The sequence below is a fragment of the Arthrobacter sp. Z4-13 genome (assembly GCF_054792705.1).
In genome coordinates, this window is record NZ_CP096459.1 from 2,559,669 (window position 1) to 2,586,196 (window position 26,528).

At 65.1% G+C, this 26,528-nt stretch carries 24 protein-coding genes and 1 tRNA gene; 9 read left to right on the plus strand and 16 right to left on the minus strand.

The window, feature by feature from the left end:
* The first annotated feature begins 35 nt into the window (after positions 1-35).
* Positions 36-749 (plus strand): DUF4166 domain-containing protein, encoded by a 714-nt coding sequence (locus M1E07_RS13540; protein WP_461187187.1) that lies wholly within the window; start codon positions 36-38, stop codon positions 747-749.
* A 34-nt stretch (positions 750-783) separates the two neighbouring features.
* On the opposite strand, the gene M1E07_RS13545 is transcribed toward M1E07_RS13540, so the two are convergent.
* The 9 genes from M1E07_RS13545 to M1E07_RS13585 form a co-directional block, all read right to left on the minus strand.
* Positions 784-1,857 (minus strand): uroporphyrinogen decarboxylase/cobalamine-independent methonine synthase family protein, encoded by a 1,074-nt coding sequence (locus M1E07_RS13545; protein ID WP_461187188.1) that lies wholly within the window; start codon positions 1,855-1,857, stop codon positions 784-786.
* Positions 1,854-2,261 carry a chorismate mutase gene (locus M1E07_RS13550; protein ID WP_461187189.1) on the minus strand — a complete coding sequence of 136 codons (408 nt, stop codon included), beginning with the start codon at positions 2,259-2,261 and terminating at the stop codon, positions 1,854-1,856. Before M1E07_RS13550 ends, M1E07_RS13545 begins: the two co-directional genes overlap by 4 nt.
* 98 nt (positions 2,262-2,359) lie before the next feature.
* Positions 2,360-4,087: an ABC transporter ATP-binding protein gene (locus M1E07_RS13555; protein WP_461187190.1), complete on the minus strand. Its 1,728-nt coding sequence runs from the start codon at positions 4,085-4,087 to the stop codon at positions 2,360-2,362.
* Complete coding sequence (locus M1E07_RS13560; protein WP_461187191.1) at positions 4,087-5,097, minus strand: ABC transporter permease; 1,011 nt, start codon at positions 5,095-5,097, stop codon at positions 4,087-4,089. The genes M1E07_RS13555 and M1E07_RS13560 overlap by 1 nt, the downstream gene beginning before the upstream one ends.
* A gap of 2 nt (positions 5,098-5,099) precedes the next feature.
* The gene (locus M1E07_RS13565) at positions 5,100-6,191 is read right to left on the minus strand and encodes an ABC transporter permease (protein WP_461187192.1); all 1,092 of its coding nucleotides are present in this window, start codon (positions 6,189-6,191) and stop codon (positions 5,100-5,102) included.
* Between the two features lie 130 nt (positions 6,192-6,321).
* Positions 6,322-7,953: an ABC transporter substrate-binding protein gene (locus tag M1E07_RS13570; RefSeq protein ID WP_461187193.1), complete on the minus strand. Its 1,632-nt coding sequence runs from the start codon at positions 7,951-7,953 to the stop codon at positions 6,322-6,324.
* A gap of 236 nt (positions 7,954-8,189) precedes the next feature.
* Positions 8,190-9,329: a tRNA 2-thiouridine(34) synthase MnmA gene (gene mnmA, locus M1E07_RS13575; protein WP_461187194.1), complete on the minus strand. Its 1,140-nt coding sequence runs from the start codon at positions 9,327-9,329 to the stop codon at positions 8,190-8,192.
* Between the two features lie 138 nt (positions 9,330-9,467).
* Positions 9,468-10,697: a cysteine desulfurase family protein gene (locus M1E07_RS13580; protein ID WP_461187195.1), complete on the minus strand. Its 1,230-nt coding sequence runs from the start codon at positions 10,695-10,697 to the stop codon at positions 9,468-9,470.
* A 55-nt stretch (positions 10,698-10,752) separates the two neighbouring features.
* Positions 10,753-11,418, minus strand: coding sequence for a helix-turn-helix transcriptional regulator (locus tag M1E07_RS13585; protein ID WP_461187196.1), 666 nt, complete (start codon positions 11,416-11,418; stop codon positions 10,753-10,755).
* Positions 11,419-11,547: 129 nt separating this feature from the next.
* Here M1E07_RS13585 and M1E07_RS13590 point away from each other — a divergent pair, with 129 nt between their 5' ends.
* The gene (locus tag M1E07_RS13590) at positions 11,548-11,928 is read left to right on the plus strand and encodes a hypothetical protein (RefSeq protein WP_461190401.1); all 381 of its coding nucleotides are present in this window, start codon (positions 11,548-11,550) and stop codon (positions 11,926-11,928) included.
* Here M1E07_RS13590 and M1E07_RS13595 read toward each other — a convergent pair.
* Positions 11,925-12,623 carry a hypothetical protein gene (locus M1E07_RS13595; RefSeq protein ID WP_461187197.1) on the minus strand — a complete coding sequence of 233 codons (699 nt, stop codon included), beginning with the start codon at positions 12,621-12,623 and terminating at the stop codon, positions 11,925-11,927. The two genes, M1E07_RS13590 and M1E07_RS13595, sit on opposite strands and share 4 nt — an antisense overlap.
* A gap of 189 nt (positions 12,624-12,812) precedes the next feature.
* Between M1E07_RS13595 and M1E07_RS13600 the strand changes: the two genes are divergently transcribed.
* The 4 genes from M1E07_RS13600 to M1E07_RS13615 all read left to right on the plus strand — a co-directional run bounded on the left by M1E07_RS13600 (position 12,813) and on the right by M1E07_RS13615 (position 15,969).
* The gene (locus tag M1E07_RS13600) at positions 12,813-13,757 is read left to right on the plus strand and encodes a J domain-containing protein (protein ID WP_461187198.1); all 945 of its coding nucleotides are present in this window, start codon (positions 12,813-12,815) and stop codon (positions 13,755-13,757) included.
* 22 nt (positions 13,758-13,779) lie between these two features.
* Entirely contained in the window at positions 13,780-14,247 is a 468-nt protein-coding gene (locus M1E07_RS13605; protein WP_461187199.1) for a tRNA (cytidine(34)-2'-O)-methyltransferase, read from the plus strand.
* 239 nt (positions 14,248-14,486) lie between these two features.
* The gene (sigK, locus tag M1E07_RS13610) at positions 14,487-15,095 is read left to right on the plus strand and encodes an ECF RNA polymerase sigma factor SigK (protein WP_461187200.1); all 609 of its coding nucleotides are present in this window, start codon (positions 14,487-14,489) and stop codon (positions 15,093-15,095) included.
* Position 15,096: 1 nt separating this feature from the next.
* Positions 15,097-15,969: an anti-sigma factor gene (locus M1E07_RS13615; protein ID WP_461187201.1), complete on the plus strand. Its 873-nt coding sequence runs from the start codon at positions 15,097-15,099 to the stop codon at positions 15,967-15,969.
* Positions 15,970-16,058: 89 nt separating this feature from the next.
* On the opposite strand, the gene M1E07_RS13620 is transcribed toward M1E07_RS13615, so the two are convergent.
* The 4 genes from M1E07_RS13620 to M1E07_RS13635 all read right to left on the minus strand — a co-directional run bounded on the left by M1E07_RS13620 (position 16,059) and on the right by M1E07_RS13635 (position 20,551).
* The gene (locus M1E07_RS13620) at positions 16,059-16,838 is read right to left on the minus strand and encodes a PIG-L deacetylase family protein (RefSeq protein ID WP_461187202.1); all 780 of its coding nucleotides are present in this window, start codon (positions 16,836-16,838) and stop codon (positions 16,059-16,061) included.
* 3 nt (positions 16,839-16,841) lie between these two features.
* Positions 16,842-17,795, minus strand: a complete 954-nt coding sequence (locus M1E07_RS13625; RefSeq protein ID WP_461187203.1) for an electron transfer flavoprotein subunit alpha/FixB family protein — start codon at positions 17,793-17,795, stop codon at positions 16,842-16,844.
* 14 nt (positions 17,796-17,809) lie between these two features.
* Positions 17,810-18,610 carry an electron transfer flavoprotein subunit beta/FixA family protein gene (locus M1E07_RS13630; RefSeq protein ID WP_461190402.1) on the minus strand — a complete coding sequence of 267 codons (801 nt, stop codon included), beginning with the start codon at positions 18,608-18,610 and terminating at the stop codon, positions 17,810-17,812.
* 270 nt (positions 18,611-18,880) lie between these two features.
* Positions 18,881-20,551: a S1C family serine protease gene (locus M1E07_RS13635; protein WP_461187204.1), complete on the minus strand. Its 1,671-nt coding sequence runs from the start codon at positions 20,549-20,551 to the stop codon at positions 18,881-18,883.
* A gap of 286 nt (positions 20,552-20,837) precedes the next feature.
* On the opposite strand from M1E07_RS13635, the gene M1E07_RS13640 reads away from it, so the two are divergent.
* The 3 genes from M1E07_RS13640 (at position 20,838) to M1E07_RS13650 (ending at position 25,312) form a co-directional block, all read left to right on the plus strand.
* Positions 20,838-22,883, plus strand: coding sequence for a TPM domain-containing protein (locus tag M1E07_RS13640; protein WP_461187205.1), 2,046 nt, complete (start codon positions 20,838-20,840; stop codon positions 22,881-22,883).
* A gap of 113 nt (positions 22,884-22,996) precedes the next feature.
* Positions 22,997-23,794, plus strand: coding sequence for a PspA/IM30 family protein (locus M1E07_RS13645; RefSeq protein WP_461187206.1), 798 nt, complete (start codon positions 22,997-22,999; stop codon positions 23,792-23,794).
* An 87-nt stretch (positions 23,795-23,881) separates the two neighbouring features.
* Complete coding sequence (locus M1E07_RS13650) at positions 23,882-25,312, plus strand: cryptochrome/photolyase family protein (protein ID WP_461187207.1); 1,431 nt, start codon at positions 23,882-23,884, stop codon at positions 25,310-25,312.
* A gap of 34 nt (positions 25,313-25,346) precedes the next feature.
* On the opposite strand, the gene M1E07_RS13655 is transcribed toward M1E07_RS13650, so the two are convergent.
* On the minus strand, positions 25,347-26,279 hold the full coding sequence (locus tag M1E07_RS13655; protein WP_461187208.1) for a cytochrome b/b6 domain-containing protein: 933 nt from the start codon (positions 26,277-26,279) through the stop codon (positions 25,347-25,349).
* A 141-nt stretch (positions 26,280-26,420) separates the two neighbouring features.
* Positions 26,421-26,494, minus strand: a tRNA-Met gene (locus tag M1E07_RS13660).
* Between the last annotated feature and the right edge of the window lie 34 nt (positions 26,495-26,528).

The window sequence follows — 26,528 nt, forward strand, 5'->3', positions numbered from 1 at the left end:
GTCCCCAATGCTGTTCGTGCCCCCAGGAGGTCTCCATGAACTTACCGATCTACCAGCAGGCCCTGGGATCGGACTTCCACCGGCTGCAGCCCGAGCTGCAGGAGTACTTTTCCCTGGTTCCCGGCAGCGGCCGGTACGGCGTAGGCGAGGGAACGTTTGACGTCGTCGGCTGTCGGCAGGACTGGCTGTGTCCCCTCCTGCGGCTGACGGGCGGGGAGGAAGCCTTTTTCCCCGAGTACGGAGAGAACATTCGGTTCCGGATTGAGAACCATGCCCACCAGGATCCCTTTGGCCGCTCCAGCCTGACGGCCCGGCGCGAAATCCGCTTTCCCGGCCGGACGAGGATCTTCCAGGACACCACAAGCGTGACCCGCGGGAGCGGCACACCCCAGCTTGTTGACTATGTGGGCAGGTACCGGCGGCTGGTAACGGACCTGAACCTGGGTGTGACGCCGGAGGGGCGGCTCCGCGGCGTGTCGGAAGCTTCCCGGCTGTTCCTTGGCCCCCTCCGCATTCCCCTTCCCGCCGCCCTGGACGCCAAAGCTTACGCGGAACAGTGGTGGGACCCGGCCCACGGCAGCAATGGCAGGCACCACATCCAGGTTAAGGTGATCCAGCCGCAGATCGGCCTGGTGCTGGTCTACGCCGGCAGCTTCGACTACAGGCTGCGCCCGTACACGGGCGGAAGTTCCGCGCAGAGCTTCCTGCCGCGGTACGCGCAGCCGGACCGCTGGGAAAACCGGGTCTGAGCCGCCGGGCCACGGCTTGCGGTGGCCGTGGCCGCTAACCCTGGGCCAGCTGGTTCAGCCCATCGGCGAGCTGGGTGATGCGGCCAAGAACTGCCGTGGCCTCGGCCGGACTCCGGCCGGCGAGTCCTGCGGAGGGCGTGACGCGTACAGTACTGAGGGCCGTTGCCGGCAGGCCCAGCTGCCGCCAGGGGCGCCACAGCGACTCAACGCAGTCAGCCACCCTGGGCAGGGAGCTCCCCGCTACGTCCAATGCGCCGAGCCACAGGCGCTTTTCCGATTCCACGGCCCCTGCCAGCTGTTCCCACTGCCGGGCGGTCAGGGCCTTCAGTGGAACAGCAATACCGTCGGCTCCGGCCGCGAGGATCTGCTCAAAGGGCGCCTCAATTTCAGGAACAGAAATAACCGCCTCGGCAGCGCCCGCGGCGCGCAAAGCGTCCAACACCAGCCGCCAGGACTCCCGTGCCTCTGACGCCGCGACGGCACGCAGGGTGCGGTAGCCGCTGGAGGTGGGAATGGTGCCGGCCAGGACGGCGGCGATATCAGGCTCGTCCACCTGTACCACCAGCCGGGCACCGGGCACAGCTGCGGACACCCGCGAAAGATAAGGCCCGACGCCGGCAGCAAGTGAGGCAGCCACATCCCGCCGTGCGCCGTAGTCGAGAAGGGCACGCTCGCCGTTGTGCAGGTGGAGGCCGGCCGCCAGGCTCAGCGGACCCACCAGCTGGACCTTAACCTCGGCGGCGGGCCTTTCCTCGGCCCCGGCCACGTCGGCCAGAATGTTGATGTCAGTGGCAAGGGCTGACGCGGCGCGGCGGAAGTCTTTGCCGGGGCGGTCCACCAGGCGCCAGCCGTAGGGCTGGACGTCCACCGCCAGCTCCTCCAGGAGGCTGGCCGTACGCCCCAGAGCGTCTGAACCGACGCCCCGGTCCGGCAGTTCGGCAAGGAAGGGCAGGTGGGGGCTTCCGAGCTCACCCCGGATGATTTTTGCCGCTTCCACCGGATCTTCGCCCGGCCATGGGCCCAGCGCTGTGGCGGTTACCTCACGCGGCGGTGCCTCGTTCCCGCGGGCGGCTCCGGAACCGGCCTGCTGCCGTTCGCCGGTGCTCACGCGAGTGCTGATGCCTGCGGGTGCTGTCCGGAGGCGGCCTCATGGTCTTCGGCGATCGCCTCGTGATGCCGGATAACCTCACCGATGATGAAATTCAGGAACTTCTCCGCGAACGCGGGATCCAGGTGGGCGTCTTCGGCCAGCCTGCGGAGCCGTGCGATCTGGGCCGCTTCACGCCCGGGGTCGCCGGCCGGCAGCCGGTGGGCGGCCTTGAGGAAACCCACTTTCTGGGTGGCCTTAAATCGTTCGGCCAGTAGGTAGACCAGGGTGGCGTCGATGTTGTCGATGCTGGAGCGGATGGACAGCAGTTCAGCCATCACCGAGTTGTCCACGTGGCCAGCCAACGAACTGGCGGAGGGGTCGAAGTCATCGGAGTCAGGAGTGTGAAGGTTGTGCTGCGTCATGGTTCAAGTCTATGGGAGGGCTCCTGTTTCGACCGGGTGTTAAGCGCCGGTGCCGGTGTCGGGCACCGGCGCTTTACCTGGGCCGGGATTTCAACCCATCAGATGCCGAGCAGCGCCCGGTGTTCTTCCCGCCGCCTGGCCTGTTCCTGCGGGTCCGGTACGGGCAAGGACGCGATGAGCCGCCGCGTGTAGTCATGCTGCGGGTTTCCCATCACCTGGCTGCCAATCCCCTGCTCAACGAGCCTGCCCTTGTACAGCACACCCACCCAGGAGGACAGGGTGTCCACCACGGCCAGGTCGTGACTGATGAAGAGGCAGGCAAAGCCGAACTCCTGCTGGATGTCCTTGAACAACTCCAGGACCTTCGCCTGCACCGAAACGTCCAGGGCCGACGTCGGCTCATCAGCTATCAGCAACCGCGGATTCAGGCTCAGGGCCCGCGCCAGGGACGCGCGCTGGCGCTGGCCGCCGGACAGCTCGTGCGGGTACCGTCCCGCGTACGACGCCGGCAGCTGGACTGATTCAAGCAGCTCACCTACCCGTACCCGCGCCTGCGCCGGGCTTGGCTTGGTGTGGATGACCATGGGTTCGGCGATGCAGTCCCCGATGGTCAGTTGCGGGTTGAAGGAGGCAGCCGGGTCCTGGAACACGAAGCCGATGTCCTTCCGGAGCGGCTTGAAGGTGCGTTCCCGGAGGTTCAGCATCTCGTAGCCCAGCACGCGGAGGCTGCCGCCGGTGGTCCTGTTGAGACCGGCGATGGCGCGCCCGATGGTGGTCTTTCCGGAACCGGACTCCCCTACCAGTCCGAAAACTTCTCCCCTGGACAGGGTGAAGCTGACGCCGTCCACAGCCTTGAACGAAGGCGTTCCCAGCCTGCCGGGGTACTCGACGGTCAGGTTACTGGCTTCCACCAGGACTTCCTCATCCTGGTGTGCCCGGCTGGTCAGTCCTTTAGAGGCGGAGTTGTGTCCCAGATGCGGCACCGCAGCCAGCAGCTTCCGGGTGTAGTCCTGCCGCGGTTCTGCGAACAGTGTGCGGGCCGGCGCTTCCTCAACGACGTCCCCCTGGTACATCACCACCACGCGGTCGGCGAGGTCTGCCACCACCCCCATGTTGTGCGTGATGAGCACTATGGACGTGCCGTACTTGTCCCGCAGGTCCCGGAGCAGTTCCAGGATCTCGGCCTGGACTGTGACGTCCAGTGCGGTGGTGGGTTCGTCGGCGACGATCAGGCCGGGATTCAGTGCCAGCGCCGCGGCGATGACCACCCGCTGCTTTTGTCCGCCCGAGAACTGGTGCGGGTAGTAGTTGACGCGCTGTTCCGGATCGGGGATGCCCACTTTGCGCAAGGCTTCGATGGCCCGGGTCCGGGCTTCCTTCGCCGAAACCCGCTTCCGGCCGCCGCCTGCGTGTGCCCTGATGCCTTCGGCGATCTGCCATCCCACGGTGAAGACCGGGTTCAGCGCCGTGGACGGTTCCTGGAAAACCATGGCCACGTCGCGGCCGCGAATCTGGCGCAGGCGGGCAGCACTGACACTGATGACGTCAGCCCCGTTGATCACCACAGCACCCGAACTGCTGGCCGTTTCCGGCAGCAGACCCAGAATTGTCTTCGCGGTGACCGTCTTTCCGGAACCCGACTCCCCGACAATCGCCAGCACTTCCCCCTTCCTGACCTCCAGGCTCACGTCCTTGACCGCATGGACCGGACCACCGTCGGTGGCGAAAGTAACCTGGAGGTGGTCGATGTCGAGCACCGGGCGCACGGCGTCGGAATGGGCTTCGTCTGAATGCCGGCCGGACAACGGATCGATGTTGATCGTCATTAAGTCCTCACTTCTGCTGCGATGGCGGCGGTGTCCGCCGGTGCCGGGGAGCTGCCGCCTGTGCTCTTGCGTCCGCGCAGGCGCGGATCGTTGAGGTCGTTGATGCTCTCGCCCACCAGGGTCAGGCCCACCACGGTCAGCACGATGGCCAGGCCCGGGAACATGCCGGTCCACCAAATCCCGGAGGTAGTGTCGGCGAGCGCCTTGTTGAGGTCGAAGCCCCATTCCGCAGCGGAGCTGGGTTCAATGCCGAAACCGAGGAACCCCAGTCCGGCAAGGGTGAGGATGGCCTCGGAGGCGTTGAGGGTGAAGATGAGCGGCAGGGTGCGGGTGGCATTGCGGTAAATGTGGCGGCTCATCATGCGGATGTTGGAGGCGCCCACCACTTTGGCGGACTCTACGAACGGCTCGGCCTTCAACCTCACCGTCTCGGCCCTGATGACGCGGAAATACTGCGGGATGAATACCAACGTGATGGCTGTGCCGGCGGCGAAGATACCGCCGATGAGGCTGGACTGGCCGCCGCTGATGACGATGGCCATCACAATGGCCACCAGCAGCGACGGAAAGGCGTAGACAGCGTCGGCGATCACCACCAGGATCCTGTCCAGCCACCCGCCCAGGTAGCCGCTGACCAATCCAAGGACGACGCCCACAACGATGGACATGGCCACGGCGACGACGATCACCAGGATCGCCGTCTGCGCTCCCCAGATCACCCGCGACAGGACGTCGTAACCGCCTACCGTTGTGCCGAGGAGGTGCTTCCCGCCTGGCGCCTGCTGGGTGGGGAAGTTGCCGTCGGCGTCGGAAAGCTGGGAGAAACCATAAGGGGCGAGCAGCGGGGCGAACAGCGCCGTCAGGACAAAAGCGCCCGTGAGGATCAGCCCCGCCACCAGCATGCCGCGCTGGAGCCCAACACTCTTGTTGTAGTGCGAGATGACGGGCAGGCGCCGGTACCAGGGCGCCCGGGGACTTTCCATGGGGACGGCAACGGCTGGGATGCTCATGGTCAGTACCTCACGCGGGGATCGATCAGCGCGGCGATGATGTCCACGATGAAGTTGGTCATGGCGACGATGATGGCGAGCAGCACCACGATGCCTTGGACGGCGACGAAGTCACGGGCAGTGAGGTAGTTGGCCAGCTGGAATCCCAGGCCCTTCCACTCAAACGTCTTCTCCGTCAGCACGGCGCCGCCGAGCATCACGGCGATCTGCAGCCCCATCACGGTGATGATGGGGATCAGGGCGGGCTTGTAGGCGTGCTTGGTGACCAGGCGGTATTCGCTGACTCCCCTGGACCGGCCGGCTTCCACGTAATCCCTGCCCAGGGTTCCGATGACGTTGGTCCGGACAAGGCGGAGGAAGATTCCGGCCGTCAGGAGCCCCAGCGCCGCCGCGGGCAGCACTGCATGGGCCAGGACGTCGCTGAGCGCCGCCATGTTTCCGCTGCGAAGCGCGTCCAGCCAGTAGATGCCGGTGGGGGCCTCGAGGGACGTTAGGGCGAGTTCGCTGGACGTCCTGGCCCTGCCGGCCACCGGGAGCCAGCCCAGCCAGACCGAGAAGGTGAGCTTGAGCAGCATGCCCGCGAAGAACACGGGGGTGGCGTAGCAAAGGATCGCGAAGACCCGCAGGACGGCGTCGGGCGCCTTGTCCCGGCGGTGCGCGGCCAGCATACCGAGGGGAATGCCCACCAGGAGGGCGACAAGCAGTGCGTTGATGGTCAGCTCGAGGGTCGCTGACCCATAGGTGGTGAGCATTTCGACGACGGCCCGGTTGTCCGTGAGGGTGCGGCCGAAGTTGCCGGTGGCCAGCTGGCCGAGGTATTCGAAGTACTGGACCAGGAGGGGCCGGTCGTAGCCGGCTGCCTGGATGCGCTCCTGAAGCTGGTCCGCGGGCAGCCGTCCTCCCATGGCTGCCGTAATGGGGTCACCGGTGATCCTCATCAGGAAGAAAACCATGGTCACGAGGATGAAGATCGTGGGGAAGATCAGCAGGAAACGGATCAGGATGTACTGTCCCAGCCCACCGCCGGCGGATTTTTTGCTGGCCGGGAGAAGGCCATCCGCGTCGCTTGGGGGCGCGTCTATGAGTGTTGTCATGGGTACCTAAGGTTGTCGTTGCCGGCGCCGTGGCTTCAACTGGAGGACGGCACCGTGACCAGCAGGTTGGGGCGGGACGCCCGGCAGGCGTCCCGCCCCATGCGCGGTCATAACCGGGTGGCGGTTGGACCTACTTGGACATCACGCCAAGACGGGTCTTGAATGACGGGTCCAGGGTCTTTTCGACTCCCTGGACATCCGTGCCGGCCACCATCACCTGGGCACCCTGCAGCAGCGGCAACGTGGAGAGGTCCTTGGCGATCGCTTCCTGCGCCTGGCCCAGCAGTTCACTCCGCTCCGCCTTGTCCGTGGTCACCAGCTGCTTCTTGACGATGTCCGTGACGGCCGTGCTCTCGTAGTGGTTCCCGAGGAAGTTGCCGGGGATGAAGAACGGGGTCAGGTAGTTGTCAGCGTCCGAGTAGTCCGGGAACCAGCCGAGCTGGTAGGCCGGGTAGGCGTCTGCCCGCCGTTCCTTGGTGTAAGTGGTCCACTCCGTGGACTTGAGGTCCACGCTGAAGAGGCCCGAGTTCTCAAGCTGTTCCTTTACGAGGGCGTACTCGTCAGCGGCGGACGTGCCGTACCGGTCGGTGTACTGCAGCTTGAGGTCAACCACCGAGGTGATGCCGGCGTCGGCCAGGACCTTTTTGGCCTTGTCCAGGCTGGGCTTGCCGCTGCCGTCGCCGTAAAGGCTCTTCAGCGGCTCCGTAGCCCCCTCGAATTCCTTGGGGACGTACGAGTAAACGGGAGTGTAGGTGTTCTTGAAGACTTGTGAGGCAATGACGTCGCGGTCAACGAGGTGCGCCACGGCCTGCCGGACGGCCAGGGACTTGGCGGCATCAGCCTCCGGTGTCTTCGCACCGAACGGCATGGTGTCGAAGTTGAACACGATGTAGCGGAGCTCACCGCCGGGGCCCTTGTGGACCTTGACCTTGGAATCCTTTTCCAGGTCCGAGACGTCCGTGGCGGTGAGGATACGGCCGGCGACGTCTATGTTGCCCTGCTGGACATCGAGTTTCAGGTTATTCGGGTCCGCATAGTGCTTAAGCGTGGCGCCGTCGTTGGAGGCCGCGCCCAGGAGCCCCTGGTAGTCCGGGTTGGGCTTGAAGTTGACCAGCTCGTTCTTTTTGTAGCTGTCAATCGTGTACTGGCCTGCAAAAGGCTTCGCGGCGACGATGGCGTCGTCGTCCATGATCTTGTCCGCCGGGAAGACTTCCTCGTCCACAATCGGTCCCGGGTTGGAGGCCAGGACGCCCGGGAACACCTGGTCGTTTGCGGCGGCCAGGGTGAACACAACGGTGTTGGCGTCCGTCGCCTCGATCTTCTCCATGTTCGAGAGGAGCGAAGCGGGGCCGTTGGGATCGTTGATGGCCTTCACGCGGTTGAACGAGAAGACGACGTCGGAGGAGTCAAGGGTGTTGCCGTTGGCGAACTTCAGGCCCGGCTTTAGTTTCACTGTGTACTCGGTGGGGCTGGTGAAGGAGGCCGACTCGGCGATGTCGGGGCTGGCATCGGCGGTGCCGGGCTTGTAGTTGAGCAGGAAGGGGTAGATCTGGTTCATCACCATAAACGAGCCGCCGTCGTACGAGCCGGCGGGATCCAGCGTGACAACTTTGTCAGTGGTTCCGTAGGTGATGGCACCGCCGCCGGCGTCACCGGTTGAGGTTCCGCCGCCGCCTGAGGGGCCCGTGCAGGCCGTCAATGCCAGTGCGGAAATACCTGCCAGCGCGATGGCGCCGTGCAGTGCCTTGTTGCTCTTCGTCATCTGTGAACTTTCTGTTCGATGAGTACGCCCGCCCCGCCGACCCCTGTAGGGTGCCTCTGCCGAGGCGGGAGCGCGCTGTGCTGATGCCTAGATTCAATCAGAGAGACAACCCCCGGACGGGTCCATTTAGTGAGTTGAGACACAAAATTTACCTGAATGATGCTGCGCTCTCATTTGCAGCGCACAACGAAGAACGCCGCCCCGGCGGAACCGGGGCGGCGTTGGGAAACTTGGGTCTAGAGCTCGGCGCGCTGGAGGGAGCGGGCGGCGTCGATGGTTGCCTGACCCAGCACCCTGCTGCCTTGGTAGAGGACCACGGTCTGGCCCGGGGCAACGCCGCGCAAGGGGTCGGTCAGCCTGACCACCAACTGGCCACCGGCAGCACCGTTGCCTTCTTCGGAAAATTCCATGTGCGCGGTCGCGGGGACGGGGTCGCCGTGCGCGCGGACCTGGGCGTAGCAGTCGAACTCCGCGCCAGTCTCCACCTCGGCGATGGGCAGTCCTGCCCAGGACACCTTGATGCCCCGGATTTCGTCGATAGCCAGCAGGGCCTCCGGACCCACCACCACCTTGTTCTCCTTGGGCCGGATCTCAAGGACGAACCGTGGCTTGCCGTCAGCTGCGGGAGTCCCCAGTTTGAGGCCGCGGCGCTGGCCCACGGTAAAGGCGTTGGCGCCGGGGTGCTCCCCCACCTTCGTACCTGATTCGTCCACAATGTCGCCTGTGGACATGTCGATTTTTTCGGCCAGCCAGCCGGCGGTGTCGCCGTCGGGGATAAAGCAGATGTCGTGGCTGTCGGGCTTGTTGGCCACCGACAGGCCGCGCCGCTCGGCCTCTGCACGCACCTCAGCCTTTGACGGTGTCTCAGCCAGCGGGAACATGGAGTGCTTGAGCTGCTCATGGGTCAGGACGCCCAGGACGTAGCTCTGGTCCTTGGCCCAGTCGGCGGCACGGTGAAGTTCGCGGTTGCCGTCGGCGTCCTCGATGACCTTGGCATAGTGTCCGGTGCAGACCGCGTCGAAGCCGAGGGCTATCGCCTTTTCCAGCAGTGCGGCGAACTTTATCCGCTCGTTGCAGCGCATACACGGGTTGGGTGTGCGGCCGGCGGCGTACTCGTCGATGAAGTCCTGGACAACGTCCTCTTTGAAGCGCTCGGAAAAGTCCCACACATAGTAGGGAATGCCCAGGACGTCGCAGGCGCGCCACGCGTCACGCGAGTCCTCAATGGTGCAGCAGCCCCGGCTTCCGGTGCGCAACGTGCCGGGCATGCGGGACAGCGCCAAGTGGACTCCGACGACGTCGTGTCCCGCCTCGACGGCGCGGGCGGCGGCGACGGCGGAATCAACTCCGCCGCTCATGGCTGCTAGAACTCGCATAGTGGCTTCCTGTTGGGGGTCTTTCCGGCTCCTGGCCGGTGCTGCGGACCGGTGCTGACTGAGAGGGCTGCCAGGGAGTCAGCAGCCTCCGGATACGATCATCGCCTACCTATTCTACGGCCTGCAGCGGAAGCACTGTCAGCGGGTGCCCAAACCATGGCGGGCCACGGTGCCGGCCGTTTGGATGGAGGACTCGTGGCCGGCCATTCCTGCCTGCCGCGCCCGCAAGCAGGCACCGGGAAGCGCGGCCAGCAGCGCATCCACATCCCCATCCATGGAGGAGTGCCCCAAGGTGAAGCGCTGGGCCCCGCGCGCCGTTTCCTCATCCAGCCCCATGGCGAGCAGCACATGAGAGGGGCGCGGCACTCCCGCGGTACAGGCGGACCCTGTTGACGATTCCACACCTGCCAAATCCAGGAGGAACAACAGGGAGTCCCCCTCGCAGCCCGGGAAGGTGAAGTGCGCATTGCCCGGGAGCCGGCCATCCCCGACTGCCCCGCGCAGGACTGCTTCCGGCACCCGCTCCCGGACGCCGTCGATCAGGCGGTCGCGAAGGGCTGCAATCCGGGCGGATTCCGGGCCGAGGTGCGTGACGGCAGACTCGGCCGCCGCCGCGAAGGCGGCGATCGAGGCAGTGTCCAGGGTGCCGGAGCGGACATCGCGCTCCTGGCCTCCGCCGTGCTGGACCGGAGTGAGTTTCACCGACCTTCCCAACAGCAGCGCGCCCACCCCTACCGGTCCGCCGATCTTGTGACCCGAGATGGACATGGCATCCAGGCCCGAGGCTTTGAAGTCAACGGGCAGCGATCCGAAGGCCTGGACGGCGTCGGAGTGGACTGGAACACCGGCGGCATGGGCCAGTTCCACGACGCGCGCGATGGGCTGGATGGTACCCACCTCGTTGTTGGCCCACATCACCGTCACCAGGGCGATGGTGTCCGGGTCACGGGAAAGTTCAGCTTCCAGGAAGGCAGCATCCACCACCCCGTCGGCGTCCACCGGCAGCCAGGTGACCTCTGCGCCTTCGTGCCGTTCCAGCCACTCCACGGTGTCCATCACTGCGTGGTGTTCGACGGCGGAACACAGGACGCGCCGCCGGGCGGGGTTCTCACCCGCCCGGGACCAGTACAGTCCCTTGACCGCAAGGTTGTCCGCTTCGGTGCCGCCGGAAGTGAAAATCACCTCGGAAGGATGAGCGCCCGCCGCTGCGGCGAGGGCTTCGCGCGCATCTTCCACGGCGCGGCGGGCCCTGCGGCCGGAGCCATGGAGGGAGGACGGGTTGCCGGTGCGGGCTAATTCACGCGTCAGGACAGCCAATGCCTCAGGAGAAAGAGGCGTGGTGGCTGCATGGTCGAGGTAAACGGGCACCCTGCAATTCTAGCCGCCCTGCCCGCCTGGCTCCTGGGCCCGGCTTTAGCAGCGCTCAGGCCGGCGGCGTGATCCGGGCACAGCAGTGGCCGGGAAGGTCTGCAGGCGCGACGCGGTCGGCGGAAGCGTCGAAGCGCGTTGCGGCGCCCCGGAGGAACGCACCGTTCATGGTGCAGACCACGCCCGGATGCTTGTCCGAAAGACGGTGGAAAGGGCAGTTCGTCAGGAGGAAACCGCCGTCACCATCCGGCTCCGGGCGGTAGCCCGCCTGCATCAGGAAGTCCTCCAGGGTTTCCGCCGTTTCAGCGAGGGAGCAGCCCTTCCGGAATGACTCCGCAGGCAATGAATCGGCCACGGGCTCGCCTTCGATGGTGGACCGTTCAATCGCTGCGGCCATCAGTTCACCGGCGAGGTCGTAGTTCCGGTCCGGTACTGACGCACCGATCTCGCCTGCAACAGGACGGTACATCTTAGCGGGGCGGCCCGAGCCCGGACCCGACTTCCCCGGCGGCTTGTGGAACTCAACCGCAAGCAGGCCGTCCTGCACCAGCCGGTCCAGGTGGAAGGAGACGGTACTTCTCGGAATGGCGGTAGCAGCGGCAACCTCATCCCGGCCTACAGCTCCAGGGGAAGCCGCGACAAGCTCGAAGAGCTGCCGGCGCTTTTCATCGCCAAGGGAGGCGAGTGCCGCCATCCTGTTCGCCCAGGAAAGTCTGCTCATTTGCCCACCGATCCAAAGTCAAGATGCATTGATTATAGACCCCCCGGGCTCTAAAATAGCAGAACCTACTTTTAGAAGGAGCATGTTGTGAAAACCACATCAGAATTGCGTACCAGCGGCACCACAAGCATGGAACCGGCCAGGCAGGCGTTCCTGTTGCTGCGGACCGTCTTCACCGTCGCGCCCATCATTTTCGGACTGGATAAATTCACCAACATCCTGGCCGACTGGACCGTCTACCTCGCACCGCAAGCCACCGCCCTGGTGCCGCTGCCCGCCCAAACCTTGATGTACGCCGTCGGGGTTGTGGAGGTTCTTGCCGGCATCGCCGTAGCGGTCCGTCCCCGGTTCGGGTCACTCCTGGTGGCAGCCTGGCTGTTCGGAATCATCATCAACCTGTTGCTGCTAGGAGCCTTCTTCGACGTGGCACTGCGTGACTTTGGACTGCTGGTAGGTGCCCTGGCCCTCAACCGGCTCTCCCGCCGGACTGCCAGGCCCTCCCGGAGTTAGTCCGAAGGCGGCAGGACCGGCAGGAACCTGCCCACGTCAGCGCGGGCCGCGGCCAGGGACGCTGGATCGGGACACGACACGGAAACGTAGACCGATGATTCCGCCGTGCCAAAAAGCCTGGCCAGCACCGCTGTAGCCCTGCCTCCGGCCCCCGCAGCCTGTTCCAAAACCAGCACCTCAACCGTGCGGCCCGGGGAGGCATCGTCCCCTCCCCACCGCATCGTGCCGGCTTTCAGGTAGTCCTGCTGGATGGTCGGATCCAGGTATTGAAAGAGGGCGACAGTGGACTCGCGGTCGTCACCGCGGGCCAGCACCGACTGGCTGGTCCGGACCTTCGCGGCCACCAGGCAGCCATCGGCCTTGAGATACTGGCTTTCGCCGGCGACATCGTCCTTCACCATCTTCCAACCGGGCGCGCCCTTTAATCCGTCCGAGATTCCCACCGGCACTCCGCGGGCAAGGATGCCGCCGGACGCGAAGGGCAGGTCCTGCGCGGCCACGGCCTCCGCGTCATGGCCCGGAGTGATCGTGGGTGTGGCCAGGACAGGAGCGCTTTCCACGGGTTCCGGGGCGGCTGGGTCGGGAACGCCAACGCTGCAGCCCCCGGTAACCGCGGCGGCGAGCACGGCAGCCATCAGCGGCACTGTTCCCGGCCGGACCCTGCGGGCCCGTCCCGCCGTCGTCGGCTCCCTCATGTCCACTCCACTACGTTCCCTGCGGCCCTGGCGGCCGTCATCCGCTACGAGTCTAAACGCCGCCTGCCCGGACAACCCGCGTGCCGGGAACCCTGGGCGCCGGCACGATCGTTGTCAGGGCAAAGGCAGATAAGCTGGCCCCACAGGGCTGCCCCCGCGGACTGGCCATATCAACAGAAGGATGAGTGCTTGACCGAGAGCAGCTCCCACTATCAGGTGCTTCGCGTGGCAGTCACCGCCAGCGAGAAGGAGATCAAGGTGGCCTACCGGCGGGCTGCCCGCACCGCCCACCCGGACCATGGCGGGGACGCCGCCGCTTTCCGCCGGGTGACCCGCGCCTACGAAACACTTATCGATCCACAACGCAGGAAGGCCTACGACCGCTCCTACGCGGCCGGCACTGCCGGGGAGAAGCCGGATTCGGAGCCGCACTTTGACGCGCCGCCGGCAGGCAGCAGGGCTTCGGCAACCGTGCACAGGACCGGCGGCACCCGCAACACTGCCGGGGACCCTCCGGTCTACGTTCCGCCTTACGGTTCCGCGGCCGACGGCGTGGTCCCCCTGATCCCACTAGCTGACGCCAGCCAGCAGGTTCACGGGATGCCGCGAAAACGGGGGATCTTCGGGGCCGAAGCACGGATCCAGCGGGAGATGCGCACCGTCCAGCTGCTGACCCGCCAGGTGCTGCCCGCCATCCCCGCGGCGCGTCTCATCAACGGGCTCCAGTCACCGGCGGACAACAGCCACATCGACCACGCGGTACTGTCCGGCTACCGGCTGGCGCTGATCAGCTCCATGCTTTTGCCCAAGGGCGCATATGCCTGGGACGGCCGGACCCTCAACCACGGGGCACGCTCCGTGGCCCCACCGCAGCTGGCCCACGTTGTACGGGCCATGCAGGACATTTTTCCTGAACTGAACGTCACCGGCTGGACGGTGGTGCACAGCCCGGGCGGGAACCTGCACGAGCCGGTGATAGACCAGCACCGGCGCTCGGCCGGTGCCCTGGAGACCGTCAGGATCGTCAACGCGGCCGGAATGGTCCGGGGCTTGAAGGATTTCCTCGCCTCCGGCCCGGCCCCCAACACGGTCAACGTTCCGGTACTGGCCAGGTTGCTGCGCGGTATGCACTGACGGGTTTGACTAGGATGGGAGCGTGTTCCGCATCCTCTTCCATGCCCCCGAAATTCCCGGCAATACCGGCAACGCCATCCGCCTGGCAGCCATCACCGGCGCCGAGCTGCATCTGGTGGAGCCCCTGGGCTTCGACTTCTCGGATGCGAAACTCCGCCGGGCCGGCCTCGATTACCACGACCTCGCCGTCGTCACCGTGCACGGGAGCATGGAAGAGGCCTGGCAGCACCTCCAGCCGGAACGCGTTTATGCGTTCACCTCTGACGGAAGTGCCAGCTACACGGACATCGCCTACCAGCCCGGCGACGTCCTGATGTTCGGCCGGGAATCGGTGGGCCTGCCGCCGGAACTGAAAACGGATCCGCACGTCACCTCCACCGTACGGCTGCCCATGCTGCCCGCGCTGCGCTCGCTCAACCTTGCCAACGCCGCCTCCATCGCCGTGTACGAGGCGTGGCGCCAGCAGGGCTTCGCGGGCGCGCGGATCTGACGCCGGACGCCCCTGCTTCGAGCGGCGGCCCTGCCGGCGGCACCGGTGAAACGACCCGCCAGAACACTTCCGGGCCGGGCCCATCCGCACTCGCTGCTGCACCGAATCACTCCTGAGAACAATCCACAGCGACCAAGGAGCGGCAGGTGACACTTCTCCGGGCAGATTTCAGGACAGCCCACCGCAGCCCCGGTGGGACGGCTGAGGATTCTTCCCCTGGAGACTTATGCTTGGTAGTGATGGAAACTCCCAACGCGCCTCATTCCGAGGCTCCGGCCACGGTGACAGACACGCCGCCCGACATCAGCCACCGCCTCGCTGCGCTGCTTGAACAGATAGCCCAGGGCGACCGTGCAGCATTCGCTGAGTTTTACCAGCTGACCTCCCGCCGCGTCTACGGCATGGCGCGCAGAGTCCTCATCGACGCCGAGCTCAGCGAGGACACCACGCAGGAAGTATTCCTGCAGGTCTGGCAAAACGCGGCGAAATTCGACAGGGCCGCCGGCAGCCCGCTCTCCTGGCTCATGACCATCTCGCACCGTCGTGCAGTGGACAAGGTCCGGTCGGCACAGTCGGCCACCGACCGGGAAGCCCGTTATGGTGCCAGCACCCAGGACATCGACCACGACAGCGTGTCGGATGAAGTGGGCAGCAGGCTCGAAGCGGAGGCCGTGGTCCGGTGTCTTGGCACGCTGACCGAGACGCAACAGGAATCCGTCCGCCTCGCCTACTACGGCGGCCTGACCTACCGTGAAGTCGCAGAACGCCTGAACGCCGCAGTTCCCACCATAAAGTCCCGCATCCGCGACGGACTGATTCGCTTGAAAACCTGCCTGGGGGTGAGTTGAAATGACCGAAATGAATAGTGGACGCAGCGGCCGTCCGGGTGCCTTTGGCGACACCGTCTCCGCTGACCTCGCCGCCGGCCGGGCCGTTGACCTGGCCGAGCTGTATGCGCTGGATGCAGTGACGGACGAGGAACGCCGGACCATCGAGGAGTACATTTCAACGGCACCGGCAGCGGAACGGGATTCCTTTTACGAACGTGTCCGCCAAGCCAGGGAAACGCTGACACGGACGTTCAAGGCGGAGGAAGAACCGCCGTCTGGCCTTTTCGACCGGATCGTCGCCCAGTTGCCCGCTCAACCGCCGGCCTGGGACGCGGGCCGGGATCCTTCCGGCGTAACCGCTCCGTCCGCCAACTCCGCGGCCTCTGACGCGACGGGTTCGGGTGACGAAGTCGCCAGGGCCCGGCAGCGCCGGGAGGAACGACGCCGACCTGCAGGGGCCCGCCGCTGGCTGGCCGGAATCGCGGCGGCTGCAGCGATAGCTTTGGGCGGCGTGGGGGTAGGGTCCTACCTTGCGGACCGGAACGACCCCCTCAACCAGGTGGTCCGGGCAGGAGACCTGCGGGAAGCCTCGGTGAATGTGGCCGGCGGCGGCACTGCCACCGTCCAGATCTCCTCGTCCGAGGACGCCGCGGTGGTCAGGATGAAAGACGTTCCTGCTCCGCCTGAAGGCAAGGTTTACCAGATGTGGCTCATTCCCAAGGACGGTTCAGCACCCGTCTCACAAGGCCTGATGGACGCGGAGGCACTGTCCAAACCTGCAGTAGTGGAGGGCATTTCCTCTGCCGCCGCACTGGGAATCACTGTGGAGCCGGTCGGCGGATCCGAGTCCCCCACCCTGCCCACCGTCGCTGCCGCCGCCTTGGACGCGTAGCACTGGCCTAAAAGAGCATCAAAAAAGGCGCGCCCCGCGGCCTTCCGGAAGGAAAGCCGCGGGGCGCCTTTGTATGTCCGGCCGGCCGCCTAGAAACCGGCGATGGTTCCGGGCCCGTTGACAGCAACTACGTGGAAAGCCTCAGCGCTGTGCCCTGCGGGAAGCCCGGCCCGTGCAGCATTGGCGTGCATGCCCTGCCGCACTGCTGCTTCCATGGCCTCGACGTCCGGGTGCTGGCTGACATGGACATGGATGGCCTCGAGCTTGGCCTCCACGTGCGCGGTGACATCAACGAAGTGGTTTTCCCTTTCGTCCGGCCCCGCGTACAGCCAGAGCCACGGAAGCTTGTACGCCTCCAGCCCGATCTCGGCGAGTTCGGGATAGGCAAACGGATTCTCCACCGCCGGATAGACGGCGCGCGTCACGGCCTCCCCCACCGCGAGGTGGTCCGGGTGGCTTTTCTGGATCCGCCGCCAGTTCCGTTCCGGATGCATGGCAAGCACGACGTCGGGACGCAGTTCGCGGATGAGCTTTACCACCCCCGCCATCACCTCATGCGAGGGTTCGAGGTAGCCATCGCGCTGATGGAGGTAATGGATATCGGAAACACCGACCAGTTCTGCGGCGCGGCGCTGCTCGGCGTCACGCATGGCAATGATGTCCGCCCGGTGCGCGGGATCAAAACCGCCCGCGTCGCCGTCGGTCATGATGCAGTAGCTGACCTGTACACCTGACGCCGTCCAGGCCGCGATGGTGCCGGCTGCACCGAAGTCGATGTCGTCCGGGTGGGCCGCAAAACAGAGGACCCGCCCAATCCGGTCCGTGGCCGGGTTGAACGGGCTCTCTGCCTGCGCAGCGAAGGCAGCCAATAATCAGCCTTTTCGCTTCTTGATCTCTGCCGTGGCCTGCGGGAGGACATCGAAGAGATCTCCGACGATGCCGAAGTCCGCGATCTCGAACACGGGTGATTCGGCGTCCTTGTTCACCGCGACGATCACCTTTGCCGTTTGCATGCCGGCCTTTTGCTGGATGGCACCGGAGATGCCCGCCGAGATGTACAGCTGCGGCGAAACGGTCTTGCCGGTCTGCCCCACCTGGGCGTCGTGGCTGATCCAGCCGGCGTCGGTCGCTGCGCGCGAGGCTCCCACGGCTGCTCCCAGTGCGTCTGCCAGTTCCTCCACGGGTCCGAAGTCGCCGTCGAGGCCACGTCCACCGGCCACCACGATGCGGGCATCGGTCAGGTCCGGCCGGCCGCTGGCAACCTTCTGCTCCCGCGCGGTGATCCGGGCCGCGGCATCAGTGCTTCCAACGGGAACGTCCACAGTGACGGTTTCCGGGGCGCTGGGTGCGGCAGCCGGCTCCGGGGTCACGTTGTTGGCTTTGAGGGTCAGCACGGACACGGGCGTGGTGGTTTTGCACGCCGTGTTGTACGAGCCCGCGAGGACGGACTTGTGGGCAGTTCCGTCAGTGTCCACGCCAACGACGTCGGTAATGACTCCGGCGTTGAGGCGGATTCCCAGGCGGGCGGCAACTTCCTTGCCCTCCGGGGAATTGTCGAGCAGCACAACGGTGGCTCCGGTGCTTTGGGCTGCGGCCGCAAGGTACGCGGCCTTGGGTGCCACCAGGTAGTCGTCCAGGTCCTGCACTGAGGGGCGGAGGACAGCGCTGACGCCGTACTCGCCAAAGGCGGCTGTTACCTCGTTGTGCAGTTCGCCGTTGAGGGCAACAACGCTTTCCCCAAGGGAACGTGCCAGGGTCAGCAGCTCGAGGCTGCTTTTCTTGAGCCCGTTGCCGGGGTTGTCAATAAAAACAAGTACTTTTGCCATGTCGGTGTTCCCTCTTAGAGCAGCTTCTGGGCAGCAAGGAAGTCAACCAGCTTGATGCCGGCGTCGCCTTCGTCGGTGATGATGGTGCCGGCGGTGCGCGGCGGCCGCTCCTCGGCGTTGGCCACAGTGGTCCAGGAACCTGTATGCCCCACCTGGGCAGGATCCACGCCGATGTCAGCGAGGGACAGGGTGGTGATGGTCTTGCGCTTGGCGGCGATGATGCCCTTGAAGTTGGGGTACCGCGGCTCGTTGATCTGGTCCGTGACGGACACCAGCGCGGGGAGGGCTGCCTCTACGGTTTCCGAGCTTGTGTCCGCATCACGGCGGGCGACAAGCCGTCCGCCGTCCACGTCCAGCGAGGAGGCGAACGTGACCTGCGGAAGGCCAAGGCGTTCGGCCAGCTGCGCCGGCACCAGGGAGGTTTCGCCGTCGGTGGAGGCCATGCCGGTGATGATCAGGTCCACCGGCGCGTCCTGGCCCAGGTACCGGACAGCGGCCGAAAGCGCCAGTGACGTGGCCGCCGCGTCCGAGCCTGCCAAGGCCGCATCGGTCAGGTGCACGCCCTCGGTGGCTCCCATCTGAAGCGACTTTTTGACGGAGTTGACCGCACCGGCGGGACCCATGCTGAGGGCGATGACCTGGTTGCCTGCCTTGCTGCCGCCGCGCGCCTCGGCGAGCTGCAGTGCCGCCTCCAACGCATATTCGTCAAGCTCGGACAGGATGCTTTCGTCACGGTCCGTTGTATAGCCCTCCCCATTGAGGTGGCGGTCGAACTGGGCGTCCGGTACATGCTTGACCAGGACGATGATTTTCAATGTCTTCTCCACTGTATCGACAGCAGCCTTCCATGCGTGTGGACAGCCAGCCGGGTAAGGTCATGGCCGCGGAATGCCCGGCATACGGGTAGGTCCTAGCTAACCATATAGGCGCACCCGTGAGGCGACTTCCGTTAACGCCTGTGTCAGCCGCCTGGGTCGTCGGCTTCCCGCTGGTGTTGCTTATGACGACGGCGGCGTCCCCGCCGAAGTGGGGACGCCGCCGTCGAACATTCTTTGGACCCTTTGGCTTGGGCGTGATGCCAGTTGCTAGCTGGCTGCGGCGCCGAGGGTGACGTCCAGGGTCTGTTCCGCACCGCCGCGCAGAACAGTGATCCTGACCTCGGAACCGGCGGACTGTTCCCGGACTGCGGCCGTCAACTGCTCCGGTTCACCAATGGCGAGGTCGTTGAACTTGGTGATCACGTCGCCCACCTTGATTCCGGCTTTCGCAGCAGCCGAATCGGGCTCAAGGGTGGCTACCTCAGCGCCTACCGAGAACCCGGAATCGTTACTCGAGGCAGACTTCTTTTTGACGCTGACGCCCAACTGCCCATGCGATGCCTTTCCGGTGTCGATGATCTCCTGTGCAACCCGCTTGGCGTGGTTGATGGGGATGCTGAAGCCCACACCGATGTTGCCGCTCGAGGAGGACAGTGAGTTCGACCCGGCCGAGGCGATGGCCACGTTGACCCCGATGATCTCGCCGCTGCTGTTCACCAGGGCACCGCCGGAGTTGCCGGGGTTGATGGCAGCATCGGTCTGGATCACGTTGATGGAGATGTCGTTCTGGGCCGTAGTCTGCTGGCTCTGGCCGCCGCCCGGAGGGGCAAACTGGAACCCGCCCTCGTCGTCGCCCTCCGCGTTGTCTCCCTCCTCGGGAGCCGCGGCCGAGGCAACGCTGATGGTCCTATTGAGTGTTGAGACGATTCCGTCAGTCACGGTGCCCGTCAGGCCCAGCGGCGAGCCGATGGCAATGGCGGTGTCCCCCACGTTGAGCTTCCCGGAGTCGCCAAGGGTTGCAGGCGTAAGGCCTGAGGCGTTATCCACCTTGATGACGGCAAGGTCTGACAAGGGATCGGTGCCCACCAGCTTGGCGGTGAGCACCCGGCCATCGCTGGTCCGGACTTCGAGCGCTGCGTTGGCGGATTGGCCATCGAGCGTAACGACGTGGGTGTTGGTGAGGACGTGGCCCTGGTCGTCCAGGATGATGCCCGAACCTGTACCGCCGGCGCTGCCGCTTGAAGCGCTGATGGTCACCACGCTGGGTGATGCCTTCACTGCGGCCGCCGTTATGGCGTTCACGTTCTCCTGGTTATTTACGATGACGGTTCCGGGTTGGCTGTTGCTGCTGGTCGCGGCTGCAGAACCGGAATTGTCAAAGAACTCATTGGCACTAACGGTCGCCACTCCCCCGCCCACCAGGCCCGCCGCGAGGATGCTGGCCACCAGGGTGCCGACGCCGAAAGAGGCCTTCCTTCGCGGAGCGTCCTTAGGGTTTGGAGCCAAACCTGCATAACCGCCGGGGGCCGTGTGCTGGGCGTTGTGCTGGCCTTGGCCGTAAGTGCCATAGTGAGGCTGGAACCCGTGGGGTTCATGGTGCATGGGCTGACCCGAAGTGTTCTGATTGGAAGCGGACTGCCCGTAGAAGGGCTGGCGCTGGGTATACGGCTGGCGCTGCGGGTACGCCGGGCGCGCGCCGGGAAGTTCCTGGGTGGGGTTCTCCCCCTGCTGAGGCTGATCCAGCCGTTCAGTGGGGTACTGGCGTGCACCGGGCTCTTCGTTGGCCGCGGCCGCCGCGGGGCCTGAGGCTGCCGAGTCATCTGCATCCCGAACCTCGCCGGCACTGTTCCCGGCAGGGGCGGGGTGCTGCTGCCAGGGATCCTTACGGTCCGGGCCGCCGCTCTCGGGAGAGGCGCCGGGGGTTTGGTTCTCAGTCATGGGACTTCCTTTCATCCTCGTCTGTATTAACTATGGACTCCCTCCCTGTATCAAGCTCGGATGTTTGCTGAGAGCTTGCTGAAGGCTTTCCCGGCGTCCGTTTCCGCAGTTCCAAGGCCGTTTCGCTGGTGGCATATTCGGCTTGATGGACTGCCTGTGGGGTGCACCATAGAATCAAGATGATTGCCACAGCGACCTGCGGCTACACACATGCGTGGGGGCGCTGCTGCATTCTGAGACGACCGGTTCGTCCCGAATCGGTGTCAGGCGTGCTGAAGGGTTGCACATGCGGTCAAAGTTCATACGTATTCTCGCCGTGATCGGCCTTACCGGCCTGCTGGCGGTGCCCGCCGGCGCTGCTTGGGCTGAACCGCCGGTCACCTTGGATCCCGCAACGAAGATTGTGGATTCAGCCGGAGTCCTGGGTTCCCAGAAGGGCGAAGTGCAGGAGGCCATCAAGAAGCTCGGCACCGACCACGCCATGGTGCTTCATGTCGTTACCGTCAAGAGGTTCGAAAACCCGACCGATCGGGAGGCCTGGACGGACGAGGTGGCCGAAAAGGCCAGTCTTGGTTCCAATGCCCTGATTTTTGCAGTGGCCACCGATTCCAGGCAGTACGTCCTGAATAAGGGCGGCAGCAAGATCACCAACGCCCAAATCGAAAACATCAAGAGCAAAGCCATCGGCCCGCAGCTGGCGAATGACAACTACGCCCAGGCTGCCACTAATGCTGCAGCCGCAATTGGTGATGCTGCCGGCGGTGGCAGCGGCAACGTCCCCTCCGATGGGAGCGCCGGCGCAGCCGTCCTGGTGGGAACGGGGGTTGTGGCTGCCGGTGGTGCCGGTGCCTACCTGTACTTCCGCAACAAGCGCAAGAAGGCTGCCACTCAGGCGTCCAGCGCGAGCTACGGTCCGCAGGGTGCCGAAGTTGATCCGCTGGCCTCACACACCATCGAAGAGCTGCGCCGCAAGAGTGGCTCCCTCCTCATCGAGGCGGACGACGCCATCAAGTCCAGCGAGCAGGAACTGATGTTCGCCCAGGCACAGTATGGCGATTCCGCCGTCGGCAACTTCACCAAGGCACTCGACGAAGCCAAGGGCCACATGACGGAATCATTCAAGCTGCAGCAGCAGCTGGACGACCACATTCCGGACACCGAAGAGCAGCAGCGTTCCTGGCTGGGCGAAATCATCCGCCGTTCTGAAGCGGCACTTGGGTCGCTCCAGGAGCAGAAGACGGACTTCGATTCCCTCCGCGAACTGGAAAAGAACGCCCCGCGCGCACTGGCAGCCGTCAACACCGGAGCCCGCGAAGCAGACGCCAAAATTATCAGCGCCGAGCAGTCCCTCACCACACTTCGCGGCAAGTATGCGGAGAGCGCGCTGGCACAGGTCTCGGACAACATCCTGCAGGCGAAGGAGCGGCTGGCCTTCGTTCAGAACGCTTCAGCCACCGCAGAGCAGAAACTGGGTGAGGGCGAAGGAAGCCTCGCCGCCGTAGCTGTCCGCGCAGCGGAAGAGAGCCTGCACCAGACGAACGTACTCCTCGATGCGATCTCAAAGCGCTCGTCGAGCCTGGACGAGGCCCGCAGCGGCCTCGAAGCGGCAGTAGTGGACACGTCCCAGGACCTTGCCCAGGCACGGGCCATGATCCAATCCGGCACGCACCAGGAGCTTGCAGGCCCGGTGGCCGCAGTGGAAGCTGCCCTGGCCCAGGTCAAGGCTGAAATCCAGGGCGGAAAGATCGACCCCATTGCCACGCTGCAGCGGGTAGAGACCGCCCATCAGTCGCTCGACCAGGCGCTCAGCGGTGTCAGGGACCAGCAGGAACAGGCGCGCCGGGCCCAGGCATCACTGCAGCAGACCATCATGTCTGCCCAGGCCCAGATCAGCGCCACCTCCGACTACATCACAGCCCGGCGCGGCGGTGTGGGAACAGAGGCCCGCACCCGTCTCGCGGAGTCGCAGCGGAACCTGGATTACGCGCTGTCCATCGCGCGCACCGATCCCGTTACTGCGTTGACCTACGCCCAGCAGGCCCACGCTTTGGCTGCCCAGGCAGCCCAGCTGGCGCAGGCCGATGTTGACCACTTTGACGGCTACGCCAACCAGGGTTACGGCCGCGGCGGCATGTTCGGCGGAGGTGGTGGCGGCGGACTTGGCGGCGCGATCCTCGGCGGCATCCTGATTAACTCCATCCTCAACGGCGGCGGTGGCGGCGGTTGGGGCGGCGGCCACAGCGACGGCGGCGGCTGGGGCGGCGGCGATTTCGGCGGTGGCGGCGACATGGGCGGCTGGGGCGGAGACTCCGGCGGCGGCGGCGACTTCTAGTACCTGGGAGATCAAGCCCGCGCCTGAACAAACCCCGGCTAACGGATAGATGCACCACCACAACTGTTCAGTGATTTCAGTGCTCACCAAAGAGCAGTACGAAAGGTAACACCATGGTTAAACAGTCCATTTTCGGCCGCATCGCACAGCTGGCCAAGGCGAACATCAACACTCTGCTGGACAACGCTGAGGATCCACAGAAGATGCTGGACCAGATGGTCCGCGACTACACCAACAACATTGCCGAGGCGGAGTCCGCCGTTGCGCAGACCATTGGCAACCTCCGCATGCTCGAGGACGACTACAACGAGGACGTCAAGAACTCCCGCGACTGGGGCAACAAGGCCCTTGCCGCCTCACGCAAGGCGGACGAATACCGCGCCAGCGGCAATACGGTTGATGCCCAGAAGTTTGACAACCTGGCCAAGGTGGCCCTCCAGCGGCAGATGTCGGCCGAGAATGAGGCCAAGGGCGCGGAACCAAGCATCGCTTCCCAGCGCGAGGTGGTGGACAAGCTAAAGACCGGCCTGGACCAGATGAAGGGCAAGCTTAACCAGCTGACCAGCAAGCGCAACGAACTGGTTGCCCGCTCCAAGACCGCGGCTGCTCAGTCGCAGGTGCATGACGCCATCAAGAGCATCGACTTTATGGACCCCACCAGCGAAGTGGGCCGCTTCGAAGAAAAGATCCGCCGCGAAGAAGCCAAGGTCCGCGGGCAGCAGGAACTTACCGAGTCCAGCCTGGATGCGCAGTTCAACCAGCTTGAGGACCTTGGAGAGCAGGTGGAAATCGAGGCACGCCTTGCTGCATTGAAATCCGGCGGTACGGCAAAGCCGGCCATCGGCGCGGGCGCCGACGGCTCAGCAGCCTCCGAATCCACGGTGAATGAAGCTGACTTCGACAAGCTCTGACGGTTGACGGGGGCGTCTCCCCTAGGGTAAGCAAGGCCGGGGCCACCACCCCGGCCTTGCTTATGCCCTTGTGTGTAGCGTGGTGGCATGGCTTCTTCCGATGCAACTTCCGTCGTCTGGCTGCGCGACGATCTCCGCCTGGACGATAACCCTGCACTGACCGAAGCGGCAGCGCTGGGCCTGCCCATGACCGTCGTCTTCATACTGGACGAGGAGTCAGCGGAGATCCGGCCCTTGGGTGGAGCAACCCGATGGTGGCTCCACCATTCCCTTGCCGCGCTGGCCGCCGCATTGGAGAACGCAGGTTCGCGCCTCCTACTTCGCCGCGGGCCGGCGGCAGCTGTCATCCAGGATGTGGTGTCCGAGACGGATGCTGCCCACCTGTTCTGGAACCGGCGATACGGACTGCCGGAGCGCACGGTGGATGCCGCCGTGAAAACGTGGGCGGACGGGAAAGGCCTTCACGGGTCCAGCTACCAGGCAAACCTCCTGTTCGAGCCCTGGACCATTTCCACCGGCGCCGGCGGACCCTACAAAGTGTTCACACCCTTTTGGCGGGCCTGCTATGCCAGGGGCGATATCCGCGAGCCTCATGAAGCACCGCATCAGCTTCCTTCGCCTGCCCCAGGCAAAGGAGGGGCGCGCCCTTCGGGCGAAGACCTCGAAAGCTGGAACCTCCTGCCGCACTCCCCCGACTGGAGCGGCGGTCTTGCCGACACGTGGGAACCAGGAGAGGACGGTGCCCGGCGCCGCCTGGAAGACTTCCTGGACGGACCGGCCGAGCACTACGGTACGGGCCGCAACGTGCCGGGGGTGGAAGGAACCAGCCGCCTGTCCCCGCACCTGCGCTTCGGGGAGATCAGCCCGTTCAGGGTATGGCGGGAGATCCGGCAGCGGTTCCCGCGCCAAGTACCGGCCGACGTCGGAATCTTCCGTTCGGAACTCGGCTGGCGGGAGTTCTGCTGGCACCTCCTGTACACCAACCCGAAGCTGGCCACCCGCAATTACCGGCCGGAGTTTGACCGCTTCGAGTGGCAGCCGCTCAGCACCGGCGAGCTGAAGGCCTGGCAGCAGGGCCGCACCGGCTACCCTCTCGTTGACGCCGGGATGCGGCAGTTATGGCAGACAGGCTGGATGCACAACCGCGTGCGGATGGCTGCCGCTTCCTTCCTGGTCAAGAATCTCCTGGCTGACTGGCGCATTGGCGAGCAGTGGTTCTGGGACACCCTCGTTGACGCGGACGCTGCCAGCAACCCCGCGAACTGGCAGTGGGTGGCCGGTTCCGGAGCGGATGCGTCCCCCTACTTCCGCATTTTCAACCCGGTGACTCAGAGCAGGAAATTCGACTCAGCCGGAAACTACCTGCGCCAGTTCGTCCCCGAGCTTGCCGGCCTCGACGGCAAGGCCATCCACGAGCCGTGGAAAGCCGGCGATGTAACGGGGTACCCAGAACCGCTGGTTGGGCTGTCCGAGTCGCGCGAGCGGGCTCTGGAGACCTACAGCAGGCTCAAGGACTAGAGGCCTCCAGCGGGTGCCGTCAGTTTGCCGCGGACTACCGGCTGACCTTGCCCATCAGGGACGCTATCGGGCGAAGGAAGATGGGGCGGGCAAGGAACCAGGCCGCAACCATCACCACTACCGAGGCGAGGAAGATCCAGAACCCGAACCAGCTGTCGTCGTCCCGCACGCCGTACATGTGGTTGAGGTTGCGCAGGGCCCCGGTAGCGAGCACCAGGAAGACGTGCACCACGATGAAGGCAACGAAGTAGATCATCACCGGGAAATGGACAGCCCTGGCCCATTCGATGGGGTAGGCCTTGTTGAGGCCGGCGGCTTTTTTGGGCCAGGCCGAAGACATGCGCAGACCCGTGATGAAGGCCAGGGGCGCCGCGATGAAGACTGTGACGAAGTAGGAGAGCAGCTGGAGGGCGTTGTAGTTCACCCAGCCGTTCTCGGTGGGCCAGTTCAGGGAGGCGTACTGAAGGGCCGCTGAGAGCGCGTTGGGGAACACGTCCCAGCTGGTGGGGACGATCCGCATCCATTGTCCCGTGGCGAACAGCAGCACCGTGAACACCAGTCCGTTGAAGATCCAGAGGGCGTCCAAGGCGAGGTGGAACCACAGTTCAAGGCTGATCTTGGTGGGCGGGTTCTTGGTCTTGATGAATCCCTTGTTGTTGCGGGTCCAGTGGCCGCTGGGGCGTGTGGTGGTCCGGACCTGCCACCCGGTCCGGATAATCAGCAGCAGGAAGAAAGCATTCAGGAAGTGCTGCCACGCAAGCCAGGCGGGGAATCCCACCGGGGCTTCCGCCGGCAACTCGGAATGGCCCGGATAGTCAGCTACGAAGGAAGCGACGGCGGGCAGTCCCATCAGCCACTTGGCGATCAACACCACGAGGACCACCGCGGCGAGGACCGCGGGGACACCCCAGTAGAGCCGGGACCGCTTGCCCGCGGCAGTGCCGGGCTTTTTCGTGGGTGTGGACATCGAGCAACATTCCTCTCGAGAATGACTGGCGGTGTGCTCACAATCTGTGAGGCTCTGCGAAAGAGAATACTAGGAACTACCGGCATTCAAGGAAAAAGAAGACCCCGCCCGGCTTGTCTGCCGGTCGGGGCCTTCTCATAGTTGCGGGGACAGGATTTGAACCTGTGACCTCTGGGTTATGAGCCCAGCGAGCTACCGAACTGCTCCACCCCGCGTCGCTGAAACAACACTACCCTACTTTCGCGGCTG

Bases quoted from the DNA above. Each gene is read 5' to 3' on its own strand.
- M1E07_RS13650 (WP_461187207.1), top strand. From the start codon at position 23,882: ATGGCTTCTTCCGATGCAACTTCCGTCGTCTGGCTGCGCGACGATCTC.
- M1E07_RS13635 (WP_461187204.1), bottom strand. From the start codon at position 20,551: ATGACTGAGAACCAAACCCCCGGCGCCTCTCCCGAGAGCGGCGGCCCG.
- M1E07_RS13570 (WP_461187193.1), bottom strand. From the start codon at position 7,953: ATGACGAAGAGCAACAAGGCACTGCACGGCGCCATCGCGCTGGCAGGT.
- M1E07_RS13590 (WP_461190401.1), top strand. From the start codon at position 11,548: ATGGAACCGGCCAGGCAGGCGTTCCTGTTGCTGCGGACCGTCTTCACC.
- M1E07_RS13585 (WP_461187196.1), bottom strand. From the start codon at position 11,418: ATGAGCAGACTTTCCTGGGCGAACAGGATGGCGGCACTCGCCTCCCTT.
- sigK (WP_461187200.1), top strand. From the start codon at position 14,487: ATGGAAACTCCCAACGCGCCTCATTCCGAGGCTCCGGCCACGGTGACA.
- M1E07_RS13615 (WP_461187201.1), top strand. From the start codon at position 15,097: ATGACCGAAATGAATAGTGGACGCAGCGGCCGTCCGGGTGCCTTTGGC.
- M1E07_RS13625 (WP_461187203.1), bottom strand. From the start codon at position 17,795: ATGGCAAAAGTACTTGTTTTTATTGACAACCCCGGCAACGGGCTCAAG.
- M1E07_RS13565 (WP_461187192.1), bottom strand. From the start codon at position 6,191: ATGACAACACTCATAGACGCGCCCCCAAGCGACGCGGATGGCCTTCTC.
- M1E07_RS13640 (WP_461187205.1), top strand. From the start codon at position 20,838: ATGCGGTCAAAGTTCATACGTATTCTCGCCGTGATCGGCCTTACCGGC.
- M1E07_RS13595 (WP_461187197.1), bottom strand. From the start codon at position 12,623: ATGAGGGAGCCGACGACGGCGGGACGGGCCCGCAGGGTCCGGCCGGGA.
- M1E07_RS13550 (WP_461187189.1), bottom strand. From the start codon at position 2,261: ATGACGCAGCACAACCTTCACACTCCTGACTCCGATGACTTCGACCCC.
- M1E07_RS13655 (WP_461187208.1), bottom strand. From the start codon at position 26,279: ATGTCCACACCCACGAAAAAGCCCGGCACTGCCGCGGGCAAGCGGTCC.
- M1E07_RS13540 (WP_461187187.1), top strand. From the start codon at position 36: ATGAACTTACCGATCTACCAGCAGGCCCTGGGATCGGACTTCCACCGG.
- M1E07_RS13555 (WP_461187190.1), bottom strand. From the start codon at position 4,087: ATGACGATCAACATCGATCCGTTGTCCGGCCGGCATTCAGACGAAGCC.
- M1E07_RS13560 (WP_461187191.1), bottom strand. From the start codon at position 5,097: ATGAGCATCCCAGCCGTTGCCGTCCCCATGGAAAGTCCCCGGGCGCCC.
- mnmA (WP_461187194.1), bottom strand. From the start codon at position 9,329: ATGCGAGTTCTAGCAGCCATGAGCGGCGGAGTTGATTCCGCCGTCGCC.
- M1E07_RS13645 (WP_461187206.1), top strand. From the start codon at position 22,997: ATGGTTAAACAGTCCATTTTCGGCCGCATCGCACAGCTGGCCAAGGCG.